The sequence below is a fragment of the Chryseobacterium sp. KCF3-3 genome, from assembly GCF_045865955.1.
Classification (GTDB): domain Bacteria; phylum Bacteroidota; class Bacteroidia; order Flavobacteriales; family Weeksellaceae; genus Chryseobacterium.
Genome location: NZ_AP035792.1, coordinates 2039189 through 2059788, shown reverse-complemented (window position 1 = coordinate 2059788; position 20600 = coordinate 2039189). Strand labels below are relative to the sequence as shown.

General features: G+C 36.5%; 18 protein-coding genes. 7 read left to right on the top strand and 11 right to left on the bottom strand.

Annotated features, from left to right (window positions below; genetic code table 11):
• Nucleotides 1-55: 55 nt before the first annotated feature.
• Nucleotides 56-1747 (bottom strand): DUF6909 family protein, encoded by a 1692-nt coding sequence (locus tag ACKTTZ_RS09230; protein WP_253315941.1) that lies wholly within the window; start codon nt 1745-1747, stop codon nt 56-58.
• 305 nt (nt 1748-2052) lie between these two features.
• Here ACKTTZ_RS09230 and ACKTTZ_RS09225 point away from each other — a divergent pair, with 305 nt between their 5' ends.
• On the top strand, nt 2053-4248 hold the full coding sequence (locus tag ACKTTZ_RS09225; protein ID WP_034691727.1) for a glutamine synthetase III: 2196 nt from the start codon (nt 2053-2055) through the stop codon (nt 4246-4248).
• Nucleotides 4249-4587: 339 nt separating this feature from the next.
• Nucleotides 4588-5298, top strand: a complete 711-nt coding sequence (locus ACKTTZ_RS09220) for a C40 family peptidase (RefSeq protein WP_034691730.1) — start codon at nt 4588-4590, stop codon at nt 5296-5298.
• Between the two features lie 197 nt (nt 5299-5495).
• Here ACKTTZ_RS09220 and ACKTTZ_RS09215 read toward each other — a convergent pair whose 3' ends face one another.
• From ACKTTZ_RS09215 to ACKTTZ_RS09190, 6 genes are all read right to left on the bottom strand, one after another.
• Entirely contained in the window at nt 5496-6077 is a 582-nt protein-coding gene (locus tag ACKTTZ_RS09215) for a pentapeptide repeat-containing protein (protein WP_034691733.1), read from the bottom strand.
• Nucleotides 6078-6168: 91 nt separating this feature from the next.
• Entirely contained in the window at nt 6169-7398 is a 1230-nt protein-coding gene (rodA, locus tag ACKTTZ_RS09210; protein ID WP_034691736.1) for a rod shape-determining protein RodA, read from the bottom strand.
• The gene (locus ACKTTZ_RS09205; protein WP_034691739.1) at nt 7395-9440 is read right to left on the bottom strand and encodes a penicillin-binding transpeptidase domain-containing protein; all 2046 of its coding nucleotides are present in this window, start codon (nt 9438-9440) and stop codon (nt 7395-7397) included. Before ACKTTZ_RS09205 ends, rodA begins: the two co-directional genes overlap by 4 nt.
• Nucleotides 9437-9943, bottom strand: coding sequence for a hypothetical protein (locus tag ACKTTZ_RS09200; protein ID WP_002982456.1), 507 nt, complete (start codon nt 9941-9943; stop codon nt 9437-9439). The genes ACKTTZ_RS09205 and ACKTTZ_RS09200 overlap by 4 nt, the downstream gene beginning before the upstream one ends.
• Nucleotides 9936-10790 (bottom strand): rod shape-determining protein MreC, encoded by an 855-nt coding sequence (mreC, locus tag ACKTTZ_RS09195; protein ID WP_034691743.1) that lies wholly within the window; start codon nt 10788-10790, stop codon nt 9936-9938. The genes ACKTTZ_RS09200 and mreC overlap by 8 nt, the downstream gene beginning before the upstream one ends.
• Before the next feature lie 28 nt (nt 10791-10818).
• Nucleotides 10819-11844 carry a rod shape-determining protein gene (locus ACKTTZ_RS09190; protein WP_002982450.1) on the bottom strand — a complete coding sequence of 342 codons (1026 nt, stop codon included), beginning with the start codon at nt 11842-11844 and terminating at the stop codon, nt 10819-10821.
• A gap of 405 nt (nt 11845-12249) precedes the next feature.
• Between ACKTTZ_RS09190 and hemA the strand changes: the two genes are divergently transcribed.
• The 4 genes from hemA to hemE are packed head-to-tail and all read left to right on the top strand — an operon-like array spanning nt 12250 to nt 16223.
• A complete protein-coding gene (gene hemA / locus ACKTTZ_RS09185; RefSeq protein WP_034691745.1) occupies nt 12250-13524 on the top strand; it encodes a glutamyl-tRNA reductase in 1275 nt (424 codons plus the stop codon).
• Entirely contained in the window at nt 13511-14419 is a 909-nt protein-coding gene (gene hemC, locus ACKTTZ_RS09180; RefSeq protein ID WP_407848470.1) for a hydroxymethylbilane synthase, read from the top strand. The genes hemA and hemC overlap by 14 nt, the downstream gene beginning before the upstream one ends.
• A 41-nt stretch (nt 14420-14460) precedes the next feature.
• The gene (locus tag ACKTTZ_RS09175; RefSeq protein ID WP_407848468.1) at nt 14461-15144 is read left to right on the top strand and encodes a uroporphyrinogen-III synthase; all 684 of its coding nucleotides are present in this window, start codon (nt 14461-14463) and stop codon (nt 15142-15144) included.
• A 47-nt stretch (nt 15145-15191) separates the two neighbouring features.
• A complete protein-coding gene (gene hemE / locus ACKTTZ_RS09170; RefSeq protein WP_407848466.1) occupies nt 15192-16223 on the top strand; it encodes a uroporphyrinogen decarboxylase in 1032 nt (343 codons plus the stop codon).
• Between the two features lie 78 nt (nt 16224-16301).
• On the opposite strand, the gene ACKTTZ_RS09165 is transcribed toward hemE, so the two are convergent.
• Nucleotides 16302-17123, bottom strand: a complete 822-nt coding sequence (locus ACKTTZ_RS09165) for a T9SS-dependent choice-of-anchor J family protein (RefSeq protein ID WP_253315937.1) — start codon at nt 17121-17123, stop codon at nt 16302-16304.
• Nucleotides 17124-17272: 149 nt separating this feature from the next.
• Here ACKTTZ_RS09165 and ACKTTZ_RS09160 point away from each other — a divergent pair, with 149 nt between their 5' ends.
• Nucleotides 17273-17398 carry a hypothetical protein gene (locus ACKTTZ_RS09160; RefSeq protein ID WP_034691757.1) on the top strand — a complete coding sequence of 42 codons (126 nt, stop codon included), beginning with the start codon at nt 17273-17275 and terminating at the stop codon, nt 17396-17398.
• Nucleotides 17399-17454: 56 nt separating this feature from the next.
• Here the strand turns inward: ACKTTZ_RS09160 and ACKTTZ_RS09155 are convergent, their stop codons facing one another.
• The 3 genes from ACKTTZ_RS09155 to ACKTTZ_RS09145 all read right to left on the bottom strand — a co-directional run bounded on the left by ACKTTZ_RS09155 (nt 17455) and on the right by ACKTTZ_RS09145 (nt 20581).
• Nucleotides 17455-18675 (bottom strand): aminotransferase class V-fold PLP-dependent enzyme, encoded by a 1221-nt coding sequence (locus ACKTTZ_RS09155; RefSeq protein ID WP_034691759.1) that lies wholly within the window; start codon nt 18673-18675, stop codon nt 17455-17457.
• 263 nt (nt 18676-18938) lie between these two features.
• The gene (locus ACKTTZ_RS09150) at nt 18939-19586 is read right to left on the bottom strand and encodes a 50S ribosomal protein L25/general stress protein Ctc (RefSeq protein WP_407848464.1); all 648 of its coding nucleotides are present in this window, start codon (nt 19584-19586) and stop codon (nt 18939-18941) included.
• A gap of 56 nt (nt 19587-19642) precedes the next feature.
• A complete protein-coding gene (locus ACKTTZ_RS09145) occupies nt 19643-20581 on the bottom strand; it encodes a ribose-phosphate pyrophosphokinase (protein ID WP_034691764.1) in 939 nt (312 codons plus the stop codon).
• Nucleotides 20582-20600 lie beyond the last annotated feature (19 nt).

The following is a 20600-nucleotide window of genomic DNA, read 5'->3' as shown; positions in this document are numbered from 1 at the left end:
AAAAACCTCAAATACAAAAAGTATCTGAGGTTGATATTATAATATTGAATTACAATTATTTTTTAGCAGAAGCTTCTTTCTTACCACTTCTTAAAATCTTTTCAAGGATTCTTAAAGTGATCAGGTACGTTGGTTTTACTCCTGTAAGACCTAATCCTCCTGAAGATAATGTACTTCCTGTTTCCAATGGATTATCAGATGCATAATAAGCATACATTACAAACAGATCCGGTGAAATATGGTGTCTGATCTTGGATGCTACCTGAATGGCTTTCTGGTAGTGTGCTCCTTCCATTTCAAGACCAATTGCTTTCCATGAAGTATTCATAAAGTACAATAGAATATCTTTATTCTGAAGAGAAGTTCCCAAAACAGTAATCATTGGCCCTTCAAAAGCTTTTAATTCATCATCTTTAAAATCTTCAAGTTTTAAAGCATTTTCAAAAGGATAGTTATCTGCAGTTCCTTCAAAGATATGAGAAGTAGGAATCATGATATCTCCTTTTTCTCCCGTAAGAATACCTGCTTTCCCCATAATGGAAACAGATTTTACATGCATCATATATACTTCTCCTTTATGTTCAAAAGGTCTAAGTAATTCATCCATTACTTCAAAAGCCTGTTCTCCGAAAGCATAGTCAAAAACCATTACTACATCATCTCCTCCGAACTTGCAGTCTGCAAATGGTGTATTCTTCAGGTCTGTTTTGCTGAGGTCTATGATTTGAACATCAATATTACTTCCACTCTTGTCTGCAATATGGATCATTCCTTCCTCCAAAGCATATTTTGAAACTTTATCACGAAGTTCTTTCTTGTTTGAAATCTCTTCGTATAGTTTATAATCCACCTCGTGGTGTTGCTTCTTTTTAAGGGCATTATTGGCATACAGCATATTTTTCACCGAGTGCATATTGGCTGAAATAATATGTAACGGACGCATGTGGAGATTGTTTTCAAATAAAACCTCTTTCACTTTGTTCGCCCATTTTTCTCCAAAATAGTGGTGACCTACTCTTTCTTTTAATATAGAACTGAAATGGATTTCTCTTTCTCTGCTTCCTTTCGCATCATCAAGACTTACTTTTGCTAAGTTGTAAATGATTTTAAACAGACGATCCGGATTGTGATCATCACCAAAAGTATTATAAGCTCTTAAAGTCTCATCAAAAGATCTTCCTATTAAAGAAGAAAGATGAATAAGTGCTACTTCTTTTTCTTTTCTGCTGTATTTCTTTTCACCCTTTACTACTTCTTCAATAATTTTGAAGGCACGTGTCGGCTTCCAGTTCTCGTCCTGAATGAATGCCAGATTACGGATTTTGTCAGCTTCTATAAAAAGGAAAGTAAGGTGGGTAAGAATGTCATAAATTTCGGAACGGCCCAAAAGAACCTCAATATTCATCTGGTGTTCGTCTATTCTATAACAGTTTCTTCTTCTTTTCTTGGGAACAATAGGTTCGAAACTTCCTTTATCAAACCCTTCATCAGATGTAAGATGAATAAAAGCGCATTCTTCAATTCCTTCCGGAAGCCTGTCTAGTACATACATCAAACCGTCAAGTTCCAATTTACTTGGAATATTCATGGTTCCGTAAATTTCCGGATTGATGGTCTTTAACAAACTTCTGATACTCTCTCCTGAAACTCCGCCCGGCTTGAAAAATCCTCTATAAAATAAGTGTCTCATAGAGATGTATAGTCTTTCAATAGCCTCTGTGGTTTCTCTTGCTCTAGAATTTGTCATAAAATAAATTTCACACAAATATACAAAATCTTTGCCCACTTTATTTTAACTGTCTTTTAATAAGTAGCTTAATCTCGTAGAATTATTGTAAATTGTACTCCATATAACACATTTATATTTCTACCTTAGAAAACGGGCTCAGAATCTCATGTTTTAAGCAATAAATCAAAAAACACCCCGTTAAAAAAACACCAAACATCTGTTTAAATTATATAAATTTTCAAAACACCCCTAATTTTTTTAGGGTCAAAATGTTTTCGATTCATTTTTTTCGTAAATTTGCCCTGTAAAAAATCAACCCAATTATGTCAACCTTAAGATTCAAAGCATTAGAAACCCTTCCATTTAAGGATTTCAGAAAAGACAACTCTGTTGAGATCCCTGCGAAATTATCAGAGCTATTCTGCAAAAATGTTTTCTCAGAAGAAACCATGAGAGAATATTTAACGAAAGAAGCATTCGGTTCTATTATCGACGCTATTAAAAAAGGAACTAAAATCCAGAGACATATTGCAGATCAGGTAGCTGTAGCAATGAAAGACTGGGCAATGAGCAAAGGTGTAACCCACTACACGCACTGGTTCCAGCCTTTAACAGGTACTACTGCAGAAAAGCACGATTCTTTCTTCACTCCAATTGAAGGAGGTAGAGCAATCGAAAGATTCAGTGGAAACATGCTTATCCAGCAGGAGCCAGACGCATCGTCTTTCCCTAACGGAGGTATCAGAAATACTTTTGAAGCAAGAGGTTATACAGCTTGGGATCCTACATCTCCGGCATTCATTATGGGAACTACATTATGTATTCCTTCTATCTTTATCTCTTATACAGGAGAAACATTAGATTACAAAGCACCTCTTTTGAGAGCTTTGAACGCTGTAGATGAGGCTGCGACTAACGTAATGCAGTATTTTGACAAAAACGTAACGAAGGTAACGCCTACTTTGGGTTGGGAGCAGGAATATTTCCTTGTTGATTCAGCATTATACCAATCTCGTCCGGATCTTGTATTAACAGGTAAGACATTATTAGGACATTCTCCTGCAAAAGGACAGCAGCTTGATGACCACTATTTCGGTTCTATTCCTACAAGAGTAATGAACTTCATGAAAGAGCTGGAAATCGAATGTATGAAATTGGGTATCCCTGCAACAACAAGACACAACGAGGTTGCCCCTAACCAGTTCGAGCTTGCACCAATGTTTGAAGAAGTAAACGTTGCTGTAGACCACAACTCTTTGTTGATGGACATCATGGCAAGAGTAGCCCACAAACACCACTTCCACATTCTTTTCCACGAAAAACCATTCGCTGGAGTAAACGGAAGCGGAAAACACAACAACTGGTCTTTAGCTACAGATACTGGTGAAAACCTTTTAAGCCCGGGAAGAAATCCAAAGAAAAACTTACAGTTCTTAACATTCTTTGTTAACACAATTAAAGCGGTTCACGAATATGCAGACCTTTTAAGAGCAAGTATCGCTTCTGCAAGCAATGACCACAGACTTGGTGCCAACGAAGCTCCTCCTGCAATCATCTCCGTATTTATCGGAAGTCAGTTGTTCAGTGTATTGGAAGAACTTGAAAAAGTAACCAACGGAAAACTATCTCCAGAAGAGAAAACAGAATTAAAATTAAATGTAGTTGGAAAAATTCCTGAAATCTTGTTAGATAATACTGACAGAAACAGAACTTCTCCATTTGCATTTACAGGAAATAAATTTGAAATCAGAGCGGTAGGTTCTTCTGCAAACTGTGCAGAGTCTATGACAGTAATGAACACTATTGCTGCAAAACAGCTTAATGACTTCAAGAAAGAAGTGGATGCTTTAATTGAAACAGGTCTTAAGAAAGACGAAGCGATCTTCAATGTATTGAGAGAATACATCAAGCAGTGTAAAAACATTATGTTTGAAGGAGACGGATATTCTGATGACTGGGCGAAAGAAGCTAAGAAAAGAGGATTGAACAACCTTAAAACAACTCCTGAAGCTTTAAAACAGGAAATGGATAAGAAATTCTTAGATCTATATGAAGAAATGGGAATTTTCAACCACAGAGAAGTTGAGGCAAGAAACGAAATCAAATTAGAGAAATATTCTACAGTAATTGATATCGAATCAAGAGTATTAGGTGACATCGCAAGAAACCACATCATTCCTTCCGCATTAAATTATCAGAACAGATTAATTGAAAATGTAAAAGGTCTTAAAGAAATCTTTGGTGATAAAGAATTCAAATCTTTAGCAAAAGAACAAATGAGTTTAATTACAAGCATTTCTGAAAATGTTTCTAAAATTAAACTTGGTGTTGAAGAGCTTCTAAAAGCCAGAGAAACAGCCAAAGGTATTTCAGACAGCCAAAAACAGGCAGAAAGCTATTGTAACAAAGTAAAACCATTATTTGATCCGATCAGAGAAGCTTCTGACGCATTGGAAATGATGGTGGACGATGAGCTTTGGCCGATGACAAAATACAGAGAAATGTTGTTTACAAAATAACGTCCTGTAAAGTTCCATATTAGTTTAAATTCCTCGGTTTTCCGGGGAATTTTTTTGTTTTATTAACAGCTCTGAAAATTAGAGTTTTATATCACGAAACCTGATATCTAGAAGAAAATCGATTGAGTTTGTTAAAGAATCTTAATAAAAAAAACCGCACACTTACCAAAAACAGGCTGTTGCGGTTTATTTTTCTTTAACATATGTAAATTATATGTTAAAATGTGTTAAAATAAGATCCTGACAATTATCATATCAGGGGTCTTTTGCTCGGAATCTCTACTTTTGTAATGCTTTTGAAAATAAATATTCCTTTTTAACACGGATAATCAAATATATATGAAGAAAAGAGTTTTGTTTTATTTAGTTGCTTTAGTTACTACAGTTTCTTTGCAATCGTGTGCTACAAATTATGTGGTTTCAAAACCAGCAACTTACACAAAAGAATACAAAACAGATGCCAAACTAGCTTCTATAGATAACAAAAAAATGGAGCAGGATAAGCAAAAACTTATCGACTCATTCCTTGCTGAAAAGGCTGCATCTATCGCTAGTGCTAAAAAAGCAGTTAAGAATTCTGAGATTGCAAAAGCAATCAAACATAATAAAACCATTGACGGTATCCTTGAAGAAGCTGAAACATACCTTGGAACTCCTTACAGATATGGAGGAACAACCAGAAACGGTATCGATTGTTCAGCTTTCGTTCTTTCTGTATTCGGAGCAGCAGCAGGTCTTAGCTTACCTAGAGTAGCAGCTTCTCAGGCTCAGGAAGGGGAAAGAATTGAAAAAGGAGAGCTACAGAAAGGAGACTTAATCTTCTTTTCTCACGGAAGAAGAATTTCTCACGTAGGTATTGTAGAAAGTGTTACTGAAGAGGGTGAGATTAAATTTATCCACGCAGCAACATCAAAAGGAGTAATGATTTCTTCACTGAATGATTCTTATTGGGGACCTAAATTCAGATTCGCAAAAAGAGTGATCAACGAAGAAGGAGAAGCTTACAATAACTTAGCAGCTACTACTCTTACTACACCCGCAAATTTTTAATTTTATAAATAATTGATTAAAATAATGAAGCCATCAGAAATCTGATGGCTTTTTTATGTACTCATCTTTGGCAGGTTTTGGCTAAAGCCAATGGAAATAGCTGTTAAAGAGAAAAGCGGGTTAAAACCCGCTCCTATTGAATGAATATTATATTTTATATTCCTAAATTAATATGCTCAACGAACAGCTTTCAAAGATCAACTGTTTTTATCAATTTCAATATCTAATTTATACAACAGTCCATAGATTTCAGAAAGGGAAAATTTAGCCTTTTTAAGCTTATTTAAAGCCGGATCTATCGAATAGTTAACCGATGTCCGGAAATCTGCCTTTTCGAGGTTTGTAGCGTCAAAAACAGCGCCTGAAAGATCACAGTTACTAAAGACCGAATTGGACAAATCACATTCACTAAAATCGACCTCAATTAATTTGGAATTTTTGAAAACTGTTTTCTTAATGGATGTCTGAAAAAAAACTGAATTATGTAAAGCGCTTCCCTCAAACCTAAAAGACAATCCGAATGCATTACATTCATTGAACTGAAGCCCGAACATTTTACATTCTTTGAAGATCACGTTATGGAATGCTGTTTTTACCAATTTTGCCATGCTGAGGTTGCACTCGATAAACTCACAATCTGTAAAGCTGAAACCAGATAGGTTTCCATACTCAAAATTACAGTTTCGGAATGTGCAGTTTTCGTACTCACTTTTTTCTAAAGGAAGTTGCGTGAAATCTTTGCTCTCGAAATCTTCGTCTGAGAAATAGGATTGTTTCATAAAAAATGTGTTGATGAAGTTTTGATTTTGAAAACGAATGGTCAGCAGAACAATGATAAACTTCCATCATCCAGCTTCCACCCTCACTCTTTTACACCAAACTATTCTTATCCGAATAATTAAGCTTAAAGAAGATAAAAGTCATCATCGAGAAAGCCAATAAAGAACTTCCTCCGTAACTGAAATACGGAAGCGGAATCCCAACAGTAGGGAAAAGCCCCATAACCATTCCTAAATTGATTGAAAAGTGCATCAGCAGGATTGAGGCAAAGCAATAGCCAAATACACGGTTAAAAGTAGACTTTTGCTGTTCTGCCAGATAGTAGATTCTTCCGATATAAACCATATAACACAGGATAAGAACTGCACTTCCTACAAAGCCCCATTCTTCTCCTACGGTACAGAAAATATAATCTGTTTCCTGTTCCGGAACAAATTTCCCCTGGGTAACTGATCCTTCACGGTATCCTTTCCCCCAGATTCCACCTGATCCGATGGCTGTTTTGGAATATAATAAGTTGTATCCGGAAGTATCTCTGAACGCCTTTTCACCTTTGTAAAGAACCTCAATTCTTTCTCTCTGGTGTTTTGGCAGTTTTTCTAAAATATAAGGAGACCCAAAAGCCAGTCCGCACAATATAAGAATTGAACCTGAAATTCCTGAAATAGAAATGACATCCCATGACATTCTATGGTAATTCATAGCAATTAAAACACCGGCAATCACTAAAACTGCTACGGCAACATAAATGGGAGGAATAGCCAGCGAGATCAGAAAAACTCCGGCGAAAATAAATCCTATACCGAATAAAAGACCACTCAATCCTTCTCTATATAATGCAATGAAAAATGCAATGAACACTAGCATAGAACCTACATCCGGAATAGCCAGAACGACTGCTGCCGGAATCCCTATAATAGCAAGGGCAGTCCAGATAGATTTTTTATTTTTAATATTAAAATCCGGGCTAGAAACAAAATTGGCCAGCATCAAAGCTGTACCTATTTTTGCAAACTCAACGGGCTGCATGGTAAAACTTCCAAACTTATACCAGTTCTTTTGTCCCAGAATCTCTTTACCAAACGGGAAAAGACCTACTAATAACAGAACACCACCTATATAAATAATACCAGCCATATTCTCAAAGAATTTGCTTCTCCCTACGAATATAACAAGCCCTACAAATACAGAAATACAGAAAAAAACCAATTGCTTCTCTCCTAGTTTCTGGTCAACACTGTAAATATTTGCAATGGCAAAAATGCAAAGCAGGAAATACAGCCCAAGGCCCAGTTTATCTATTCCTTCTGTCCATTTCATTGCTTTACAGGTTTTTTAGCAGTGTTATTCTTTTTAGTTTCCTCTTCTATTTTCTTTTGTAGCTTAGCCTTTTGCTGTTTTACCAACTCCAGACTGTCCTTTATTCTCTTTTGTTTGATGGAATCAGGTTTGGGATCAACATATAATCCTTTTCGTTTCAAATCTGCAATCCATTGTCTTTTATATTCAGGCATGAAACTCGAGGTAATCATTTTTTTGTAAAGATTTTCTCTTTTCAAATCACCTGTAATATATTTTTCAGCAATCACTGTACAGGCTGGTCCTGCCCATGTAGCTCCAAATCCGGCATGCTCCATTACGGCTACTACAACAATTTTTGGCTTATCAGCAGGAGCAATCAATACAAAGATAGAGTTATCCTTTCCTTGAGGAACCTGTGCTGTACCTGTTTTTGCTAGTTGTGTAAAATCATTCGATTTCAGTCCTCTTGCCGTTCCTCTCAACACTACAGCCTCCATACCTTTAAGTACCGGTTCGAAATGTTTTGGATCTACTAAAGTCTGATGTTTAACTTTAAATCTCGGATCAGGATTGGGTTTCCCATCAATTCCTTTTACAATATGAGGCGTATAATACCATCCTTTATTAGCAATAGCAGCTACATAATTGGCCAGCTGAATAGGAGTTACCAAAACATCTCCCTGCCCCATTCCATTATAAATAGCACCGGTGGACATTTCATCCCAGTTTTTAAAATCAGTTCTCTGAGAACCGCTTGCCTTCATGATCGCTTTAAATCTTTTTTCGTAAAAATCTCCTGAAGGTATTCTACCCCTTGCACCAACGGCAAAGTCATTATTTAAAAATTCTCCCACTCCGAAGCTGCTCATGATTTTTTTCCATTCATCAACCCCTTTTGAAGGGTTTCCCGGATATTTTTTGATGATGGCAATAAAGGCATAGGTGAAAAAACAGTTACTGGAAACCTGAATAGAAGGAATAAGCGGATCTGCTCCACCATGACCTTTAATTCTTTTTCCTTTATAGAAGAATCCTCCTCCACACGGGAAAATAGTTTTCTCATCCATCACACCCATCTGCATTGCCGCTAGAGCAGTCAATAGTTTGAACGTGGAACCAGGAGGATATCCTGCCTGTAGAGCACGATCAAAAGTAGGTTTATTTTCGTAAAGCGTATCTTTTGAAAGAGCGTATAAGTTTTTTGATTTATAAGGTCCGGTGAAAAGGTTTGGATCAATATCCGGTCCGGTTGCAGCCACTAGTACTTCTCCGTTATTAGGATCTAAAGCTACAATTGCACCGTGTTTGTTGACCAGCATTTCTTCTGCCGTTCTCTGAAGGTCGTAATCAATGGTTAAGGTAATATCTTTACCCGTAATTACATCTTTATCCAGAGATCCGTTTTTATAAGAACCAATATTACGAAGTCTGATATCTTTTTGGATATATTTCACTCCTTTTACTCCGCGGAGTTCTTTTTCGTAGGATTTTTCAACACCTGTTTTTCCAATAAAGTCTCCAGGTAAATAGTAGATAGAATCTTTTTTGATATCTCTTTCGTTCACCTCACTGGTGTACCCCAAAAGGTTTCCGGATGTGGAAACTTCGTACTGGCGCTGAGGTCTTGATACAATATTAAATGCGGGATACTTAAAAATAATTTCCTGAACCCTTGCAATGTCTTCTCTGCTGAGGTCTTTAATGAAAGTCATCGGGGTAAGCTTAGAATAATACTTCTCCTTTTTGATTACATTGATTTTATTGATAAAATCCTGTTTTGTAATTTTCATTAAACTACAAAAAGCCAGTGTGTCAAAGTCAGGTTTCATCAAAGCCTGAGTAAAAGAAATTTCATAAGCAGGCTGGTTACCCACCATGATTTTACCATTTCTGTCAAAAATCACCCCACGCTGAGGGATAACATATTCAGTTTTAATGGATGTATTGGCAGCGTTCAACGCATAACGGTCTGTAAACAACTGCAAATAAGCAAGCCTCGCCACAAAAATAAGGGCGATGATAACGAGGATGGAAAAAATTTTTAAATAACGTGTGTTCAAACTTTTTGTTTGATTTTAAATATTAATGCGTAGATGACTATAAAGATAAATGAAATTACACTTGTCACCAACACATTAAATAATATTTCAAAAAACCTGCTAAACTTAAAGAACTCGATATACTGTACTAAAAGCTGATGCAGGAAAATACTTGAAAATAAAAACAGCAAAAACTGCGCCCATTGAAGGGACTGGAATGAGAAAAAGTCCGTAGACGTATCTGTGGAAGTCCTGAAGATCAACGTTCTGAAATAAGCGATTAACGTTGTTGCAAATGCATTGATCCCCCATGAATAGAGGAAACCGTCAATAGACAGCCCGATTAAAAAGCTCAATGCCAGGAACTGAAATTTATTTCTGAAAAATGGATAGAACATGACAAACACAGGATATAATACCGGAGTATATTTCCCGAAAAGGGTAATCCTGTTCAATACAAATATTTGTAATGCAACCAGAAAGATCATGATCAATATATCGGTAAATAAAGTCCTGCTAATCATTTTCTTTTTTTATTACAGCTTGCATAGTGTCCTGAATCTTCTGCACTTCTGCTTTCTTAAGATTCTTCACCACATACACTTTATTCAACGCTCCCATTTTTTCACTCAGCTCTACGGAAATATCCCAGAAGCCGGTTTTATTGTCTACAGAGTATCCTGCAATAGTACCGATGGTAACTCCCTTAGGGAAAATAGCAGATTTACCGTCTGTAACAACAGTATCACCTACTTTTAAGGCAACATATTTTGGAATATCCGCCAGGTGCATCACCCTTGAGTTATCTCCATTCCATGTTAAAGTACCAAAATACCCTGAGTTTTTAAGTGCTGCATTAATTCTGATCTTGTTAACACTTAACACGGATTGAACTAATGCATAACTATCTGTAGAATTGATTACAATTCCCGCAATACCTCTTGGCGCCATTACTCCCATTTGAGGAAAGACTCCATCTCTACGGCCACGGTTGATTGTAAAATAGTTATTTCTTCTGTTGATACTGTTGAAAACAATTTCTCCATCAACAAAAGTATAGATTTGCCCTCCACCAATGGTATCATGAACTCTTTTGAAAACAGGATTTTTTTCTCCGTCTTTTCCATAGAGTTCAGTCATAAGGGCTTTATTCTGAACCACAAGATCTTCATTGATCTGTTTTAGCTTCAGATAAGAAACTCCTTCATCAATATATCCGGAAACCCAAGAATTGAACGCAGCCGTTTGGCCTGCAATCCAGGATTTCTGCATGGCATTTCTTGAGAATATCAAAACCAGAGCAATAATTTGCAGGAATATAAAGAAGACGAAAAGAGTATTCTTCGAAAATAATCTCAGCAAAAATCCCATTCAGATATAAAGTCGTAAAAAGTTAAAATTATTTAATTAAGAAATTGAACTTATCCATATTCTTAAGGGCAATACCTGTTCCGCGAACTACAGCTCTCAACGGATCTTCAGCTACAAATACAGGAAGACCTGTTTTCTTGTGAATTCTGTCCGCAAGACCTCTTAATAACGCTCCTCCTCCGGCTAGATAAATACCTGTTTTGTAAATATCAGCAGCCAATTCCGGTGGTGTAAGAGATAATGTTTCCATTACGGCATCTTCAATTCTGATGATTGATTTATCTAATGCACGGGCGATCTCTTTGTATCCAACCATAATTTCTTTAGGCTTACCTGTAATAAGGTCTCTACCCTGTACCGGGATGTCTTCGATATCTACATCAAGATCTTCTACTGCAGAACCTACTTCAATTTTGATTCTTTCAGCAGTTCTTTCTCCGATATAAAGGTTATGGTGAGTTCTTAAGTAATAAGCAATATCATTGGTAAATACGTCTCCTGCAATCTTCACAGATTTATCACAAACGATACCTCCTAAAGCTACAACAGCAATTTCCGTAGTACCACCACCTATGTCGATGATCATATTTCCTTCAGGCTTTTGAACATCAATCCCAACCCCAATTGCCGCTGCCATTGGTTCGTAGATCAACCTTACTTCTTTTGCATTTACTTTCTGAGCAGAGTCTCTTACCGCTCTTTTTTCAACTTCAGTAATACCAGAAGGGATACAGATTACAATTCGTAATGCTGGTTGAATGAATTTACCTTTGATTCCAGGAATTTTCTTGATGAATTCCTTGATCATATGTTCAGAAGCGTGGAAATCAGCAATAACCCCGTCTTTCAAAGGACGGATGGTTTTGATATCCTCGTGAGTTTTACCCTGCATATGCTTGGCTTGCTCTCCGACGGCAATCGGCTTACCCGATGAACGTTCAATTGCAACAATTGAAGGTTGATCTATAACAATTTTATTATTATGGATGATTAGGGTATTAGCAGTTCCAAGGTCTATCGCAATTTCTTGCGTAAACATATCAAATAAACTCATATTTTTCTTCTGATTTTAAGTTTACAAAGATATAAATTTAACAGTACTAAAGAAATTTCCCACCAACTTAATTTGGTTAAAATTTTATTAAAATTTATAATTCTTTATTAACTTTCAATTTAGACATTTACAGAGTTTGATTTCAACTAAAATTAATGGGATGTTAAATGGGCAAAAAAGGGAAATTACAAAAGGGTAAAAAGACTACGAAAACACAGCATTGAAGACCAAAATAAAAACTTTAAAACACCAACAATTCTTTTCCAACACGGAATTTTATTATTTTACTGTTTTGTCTTTCCGCCAGAAACGCCTTTTTCTTGCCTTTTATAGTTTTTTACGATAATTATCATATACACTATCTGAGAGAGGTTAATTAAAAAAATCGTAAATTTGCGACTGCTTATGTTACAGTATTCCAACATTCATCGAACGTCAAATTTTGCCGTGCTTTCAATAAGCTACGAGAAAGCCGACGTAGAAACGAGAGGAAAGTTTGCATTCTTTGATGAGAACATCAAAAACTTTGTTTCCAGGGTCCATCAGGAAGACCTGGGTGATGCATTTGTTGTTTCCACTTGTAACAGGACCGAAATTTATACCACATCTCCCAATTATCTTTTAGTTGCTGAAGAGTATTGCAAAACCATTGGAGTACAACTTACAGATTTTCTTCAGTTTGCCAATATTCTTACCAAAGAGGAAGCTTTGATTCATCTTTTCAGAGTGGCAGCTGGCCTTGAAAGTCAGATTATCGGAGACTTTGAAATTATCGGACAAATTAAAAAAGCATACAGCCGTTTCAAAAAAGAAAGACAAAATTCAAATCCTTATCTGGAGAGAGCCATCAATGCGGCTATTCAGATTTCGAAAAGAATAAAAAATGAAACCGGCATTTCCAATGGAGCAGCTTCTGTTTCCTATGCTGCAGTTCATTATATTTTAAACAGCCAGAAAAGAATTACTGAAAAAAACATTCTTCTTTTGGGTGTAGGTGAGATAGGACAGAATACCGTTGAAAATCTGGTAAAGCATGTTTATCAGCCAAAAATTAAAATCGCCAACAGAACTCAGGAGAAAGCTGAAAAGATTTCCCAGAAATATAATATTCCTCACGTTGATTATTCTGATTTTGACCAGGAATTAAAAAATACAGATATTCTTATTGTGGCAACAGGGGCAAAGCATCCTATTGTCAACCAGTCTCATTTCCCTAATGGAAAAGAAACACTGATCATTGATCTTTCTATTCCTCATAACGTTGAAAAGAATGTTACCGAAAATAAAAACGTAACGCTGATTGACGTAGATGAACTTTCAAAACAGATTCAGGAAACGATTCAACAGCGAGAAAGAGAAATCCCGAAAGCTGAAAAAATCATTAAGGAACTGATGAAAGATTTTATTGAATGGGAGAAAAAGAGAAAACTGGCACCTAATATTCATCATTTCAAAGCAGTTCTAAAGAACATGGAACGCAATGAAATGCATAATTTTTACAAAAAAAATAAATACATAAACATCACGGACATGGAACTTTCTGATAAAATGATCCAGAAAATAACCAACCGTTTTGCAAAATATATCATCGATAACCCTTTAAAAGCCGAAGAAATTAGTAAATTAATGCACGAAATATTAGTTGAACAACCAAACAACGAATTCAATGAAAAGCATTAGAATCGGAACGAGAAATTCCGCACTTGCACTTTGGCAGGCTAGAGAGGTTGCGAGGCACCTTCAGAACAACAATTATTTAACGGAAATTGTTCCTATCGTTTCTTCTGGCGATAAGAACCTTAATCAACCACTTTATTCTTTAGGAATTACCGGGGTTTTCACAAGAGACCTTGATATCGCCTTACTGAATGACGAGATTGATATTGCCGTACATTCTTTAAAAGACGTTCCCACTCAATTGCCTCAAAATATTGAGATGATCGCTTACCTGGAAAGAGATTATCCACAGGACATCCTGATCAGAAAAGAATCTTCAAGGAATAAAGAATTCCATGAGCTTAAACTTGCTACCAGCAGTTTGAGAAGAAGAGCTTTCTGGCTGAGAAATTATCCAACGACTGACTTTTCGGATATCCGTGGAAATATTCAAACCAGACTTCAAAAACTTGAAGACGGAGATTTTGATGCTACGATTTTATCTTTGGCAGGTATCAAAAGAATGAAAATGGAAATTGATTACGAAATGCTTCCATTAATGATCTCTGCACCATCACAAGGGGTAATCTCTGTAGCCGGACATACTGACAAACCGGAAATCAATGAGATCGTAAGCCAGATCAACCACAAACAGACTCAGATCTGTGTAGAAATTGAAAGAAACTTCCTGAGCACTTTAGAAGGAGGCTGTACCGCACCTATCGGAGCTTTTGCAGAAATCATCGGCGATCAGATCCGTTTCAAAGCAGCACTTTGCTCTCTGGATGGGAAAAACTGTATTGCTGTAGATGAAAACTTTGTGTATACTCCCAATGAGAATTTTGGAGAAAAGTTTGCAAAAGTTGTTCTTGAAAACGGAGGAAAAGAACTTATGGCAGAAATCAAAAGCCAGATTTAAGAAAACCCTATCATCCAGCTTCCAGCTTTAAACTTCAAAACATGAAAATCTTATTTACCAAAAATATAGACCAGACGATTATATCCAAAGAATTAGGAGAGGATATTTCGGTTGACTGTGTTGAGGTGATTAAGACCAAACCTATCATGATAAGCCCTTTTGAGCTGAAAAACTATTCACTGATTTTCACCAGCGTGAACGGAGTGATGTCTTTTTTTAAAAACAGATTCAAACCCAATGAGAATTTTACAGCCAAAAATTATAACAAGATCTACTGTGTAGGAGAAAAGACCAAAAGAGAGCTGAGGAAAAATGGCTTTGGGACATTTAAGGTCCTGAAAAATGCTGAAACCCTTTCCAGATTCATTATCGGAAAATGCCAGCACGAGCAGTTCCTGCACTTCTGTGGTAATCTTGCCATCAATGTTCTGGACAAAGACCTTCCGTTACAAAACATTAAGTACAAAAAAGTTACAATTTATAATACTGAGGAAATCAATCCGGTAATAACTGAAAAATATCATGCCGCAGTATTTTTTAGTCCGAGCGGAGTTCGTAGTTTTGCAAGGCGAAATTCTCTGGAAGGCATGAAGCTTTTTTCAATTGGCGAAACCACTTCCGGTGAGCTGAGAAATTATACGCAGGAAAAAATTTTTACTTCTGAAGAAAATACATTGACATCTATCTTTGCATTGATCAGAAAAGAAATCGGAAGTAGAATTTAGAATATCTGTTACCGAAATATTGCCGGTAATATTAGTTACAATAGATTATGATAAAAAACGACCTATATTTAAAAGCACTTCGCGGAGAAACCGTTGAAAGACCTCCTGTCTGGATGATGAGGCAGGCTGGAAGATATCTGCCGGAATTCATTGCTTTAAGAGATCAGTATGATTTCTTTACAAGATGCCAGACTCCGGAGCTTGCAGCTGAGATCACTCTGCAGCCTATCCGCAGATTTCCTTTGGATGCCGCGATTCTGTTTTCTGATATCCTGGTAGTTCCACAGGCAATGGGAATTGATTTCAAAATGAAAGAATCTGTAGGCCCATGGTTAGATACTCCTATCAGAACAATGGAACAGGTTCAGAATATTGAAACTCCGGATGTGAATGACACTTTAGGTTATGTTTTTGATGCTATTGAACTTACGCTTCAGAAGCTGGACAATGATATTCCATTGATCGGTTTTGCCGGTTCTCCATGGACTATTCTTTGCTACTGTGTAGAAGGAAAAGGAAGCAAAGCTTTTGATATTGCAAAATCTTTCTGTTTCCAACAACCTGAAGCAGCACATTTATTATTACAAAAAATTACAGATACTACAATCGCTTATCTGAAGAGAAAAGTAGAAAAAGGAGTTTCTGCAGTACAGGTTTTCGATTCTTGGGGAGGAATGCTTTCTCCTACAGATTATCAGGAATTCTCATGGCAGTACATCAACCAGATTGTTGAAGCATTAAGCCCGCTTACTCATGTTGTAGTATTTGGAAAAGGATGCTGGTTTGCGTTAGAAGATATGACTATATCTAAAGCTTCTGCTCTTGGTGTAGACTGGACTATTAAACCTGAATTCGCAAGAACTTTGACAAACCACACAATGACGCTACAGGGGAATTTTGATCCTGCAAGACTTCATTCAACACCTGAAACTATCAAGAAAATGGTGAATGAAATGATCAACCGTTTTGGAAAAGACAGATACATTGCTAATTTAGGACACGGAATTCTACCGAATGTTCCTGTTGAAAATGCTGAAGCATTCATCAGAGCAGTGGTTGACTGGAAACCGAATGTATAAGATTAATTCTTTTGAAAATATACAAACCCCTTATAGGCATTCTATAAGGGTTTTTTGTTAGAATTATTTTTTCAGTGATTATTCCTTCATCACTTTCTTCTTAACAACTTCTCCATCATGATTAATAATCATTATAATATAGATTCCTTTTGGCAGATCTGATAAGTCATAGGAATCAGATGCTTTGTTAAATGTTTTCACAAGCTTCCCTGACTGATCAATCACAGAAATCTTTTCAAATTTATTTTGAGCGCTTTGCTTAATATAAAGATTCCCTTTCACCGGATTCGGATATACATTTATATGATCAGCGTATGAAACCTCTGAAGTTGCCAAAACACCACTTGTAATCATCACATTATCTACTACCACACCGTAAGAATAGTCTCCGGCATCATCATAAACAAATCTTAGTTTAAAAGCAGCATTGGCATAAGGTGTCAAATCTATATTTGCTGCGGCAGCATAACTCGTTACTACATATGAAAAGGTATTAAAATCAAGATCCCATACCCCTGCTTCCCCTGAAAAGGTAAAAACCTGAATCCAGGAAGTTCCATTGAAGACTTCAACTTTTAAAGTAGAATCAAGATCATAAATCATATTGGCATAATTGAATGACAGCTTTGGGTTCACCACTCCGGTAAGATTAATCACAGGAGAAATCAGCCTGGCATTTGTAACAACTCCGGTTGGACCGGCATCATCATCATCAAAAAAAGCCGCCCCATCGGGAAAGCCTGCGAAACCATTCTGTGCACCCACATTCCAGTTATAAGAGTTATCAGGGTTTTCTACCGTCCACCCAGTCGGCAGAGTATTACCATTGAAGTTTTCAGAAAAAACTTGCGCATTACATATTCCGCAAATTGATAAAAAAATAATAAATAGCTTTTTCATAATAAAATATTTGATGTTTATATAAAATTAATGAATTATTTTCCACAAAACACAATTATACATAAAATCAATACATTACATTAATTCTAAAAAGAATGAGAATTTTTATCTATAATTTATACCTTTATATCTAACCAAAATCATTTCATATGAAAAAGCTGAACAAACAAAAAATGAAAAGCATTATGGCAGGAGGAGAAATCTGCCTTGAGTGTGCTATCGGGTATTATCAGGTGATTATTGATGGAAAATGCTACTGCATTCCCATCGACTAATAATAAAAGCAGCTCAACAGCTGCTTTTATTTTATATGATAGAGATTCTATATTGATTAGCTCAACATTCTCTGTGCTTTTTTAACACCTTCTACCAAGGCATCAATTTCTTCGAAAGTATTATAAACAGCAAAACTTGCTCTCACTGTTCCTGCAATATTAAAGAAGTTCATAATAGGCTGTGTACAGTGGTGTCCTGTTCTTACAGCAATTCCCATTTTATCAAGGATCATCCCTACATCGGAGGCAATTCCCACTCCTTCCAGATTAAAGGATACAACCCCCGTTCTATTTGCTTTTTCACCATAGATCTTAATACCATCTATTTCTAAAAGCTGTCTTTGCGCATATTCCAACAGAGCATTTTCATGATTCTGAATATGGGTATGCCCTATTTTATGCATGAAATCAACAGCTGCACCTAAAGCAATATTTCCTCCTACATTGGGCGTTCCTGCTTCATATTTGAATGGAAGACCTGCATAGGTAGTTCCTTCGAAAGAACATGTTGCAATCATCTCTCCTCCTCCATGGAATGGTGGCAAAGCTTCTAGTATTTCACGTTTTCCGTATAAAATACCTGTTCCCATAGGAGCGTACATCTTATGACCGGAAAATACAAAGAAATCACAATCCATTTTCTGAACATCAATATTGAAATGCGGAGCAGACTGAGCACCGTCAATAACAACATAAGCATCCGTATTTTTTCTTGTTTTCGCAATAATCTCTTCAATAGGATTCACAATACCTAGCGCATTAGAAACCTGATTTACAGAAACGACCTTCGTTTTTTCACTTAAAAGCTGATCAAAATGATCCATCTGAAGGATTCCGTTCTCATCAATCGGAATCACACGAAGTTTTGCTCCGGTTCTTTCACAAAGCATCTGCCAGGGAACAATATTAGAATGGTGCTCCAGATATGAAATAATGATTTCATCATCTTTCTGTAGCTTTTGTGTTAATATATAAGCAATGAGGTTCAACCCTTCTGTTGTACCTTTTGTAAAAATGACTTCAAAATCATGTTCAGCATTGATGAATTTCTGAATCTTTCTTCTTGAAAGCTCCATTTCTTCTGTTGCCAGCTGGCTCAATGTATGAATTCCTCTATGAACATTGGCATTAAGTTCTGTATAATATGCGTGACAGACCTCCAAAACTGAATTTGGTTTTTGGGATGTAGCTGCATTATCCAGATAAACCAAAGGCTTACCGTTCACTTCTCTGTCCAATATAGAAAACTGGCTTCTTATTTCCTGAATGTCAAACATTTATTTATTTTTTAAATTAAAACGGTCTTATTTAGAACTCTTCAAATTTACGGCTTTTTTTCCGAAAGGAAGCATGAGGTCGGGTACTGATCATTGTCAGTTGATAGAAATATTCGATAGTTTAAGGTGGAGAAAGACAATAAAGCAAAAAGACAAAATTAAAAGTAATGCATTAAGCTGTTTAGTCGATTTTACTGAGACTCATTATCAAATAAAAAACCCGCCAAAATGACGGGTTCTTATATTGTTTAAATAAGTAATTCTTATTCTGCTGCAGTTTCAGCTGCAGCTTCAGGAGCTGCACCTTCTTCAGTTGCACCTTCTTCTTCATCCTCATCATCTTGCATTGCTGCACCACCTTTCATTGCATTTCTAGACATCTTAACAGCAACTACTACTGCGTTGTCTGGGTGTACGAAAGAGTAACCTTCTGTTTTGATGCTACCGATGTAAAGTTTGTTACCAATTCTTAATGGAGTAACATCTACAACGATTTCGTCAGGTAGGTTAGCAGGGATAGCTTTTACTTTTAGTTTTCTGAAAGACTGACGTAAAACACCACCAGCAACAACACCTTTAGAACGTCCAGTAATTCTTACAGGAACCTCCATGATAACTGGCTTATCGTCAGATAACTGATAGAAGTCGATGTGAAGAATTTTGTCAGTAATTGGGTGAAACTGAATATCTTGAAGAACTGCTGGAATTGTTTTTCCGTCAACTTCAATAGATACCGTGTGTGCTTCAGGAGTGTATACTAATCCTTTGAAAGCGCTCTCTTCAGCAGAGAAGTTCAAAGGTGCTTCACCTCCATAAACAACACAAGGAACTAATTCAGCATCACGTAAAGCTTTTGTAGACTTTTTGCCCACGCTTTCTCTTTTTGTACCTTGAATTGTAATAGATTTCATTTATAAAAAATTTAAAAAATTGTTCTAATTTTAATTTGCAATATGCTTTAAATCAATTAAATAACAAACTTGCTGCTAATTGATTTGTGCTCGTGAACCATTGTCATAACATCTGCAAATAATGGGGCGCAAGATAGCACTTTTATTTTAGATGACAAATTATTTTTAACAGGAATTGAGTCAGTTACAATAACTTCCAAGAGTTTTGAGTTCTCAATATTCTCGTAAGCCTTACCTGAAAGCACTCCGTGAGTTGCCATAGCCCTTACTGTTTTTGCTCCTTTTTCAATTAAGATATCAGCTGCTTTACAAAGTGTACCTGCAGTATCAATCATATCATCAATAAGGATTACGTTTTTACCTGTTACATCCCCGATAAGGAACATTTCTTCTACAACGTTTGCTTTTTTTCTTTCCTTGTAGGCAATTACTACTTCAGCCCCTAAGTGACCGGCATAGTTTTTCGCTCTTTTTGCACCTCCCATATCCGGAGAAGCAATAGTAAGATTATCAAGCTCTAAAGATCTGATATAATCTACAAAAATACTGGAAGCATACAGATGATCTACCGGAATTTCGAAGAATCCTTGAATCTGATCTGCGTGAAGATCCATAGTCATCACTCTTGTTGCTCCCGCTGCTGTAAGAAGGTTAGCAACTAGTTTAGCACCGATCGGCGCTCTTGGTTTGTCTTTTCTGTCCTGTCTGGCAAGTCCGAAGTAAGGAATTACTACGGTAATGCTCTTTGCAGAAGCTCTTTTTGCTGCATCAATCATTAGAAGAAGCTCTAAAAGATTGTCTGCAGGAGGGAATGTAGATCCAATCAGGAAAACTCTTCCTCCTCTTACAGATTCGTCCAAAACAGGCTCAAATTCCCCGTCGCTGAACTCCTGAAAGTTGATTTTTCCTAATTCTTTCCCATAATTCTGGGCAATTTTCTCTGCCAAGTCCCTGCTGGTTCTTGTACAAAATAGATAACTTAACTGATCGGCCATTTTTACTTTTTAAAAGATT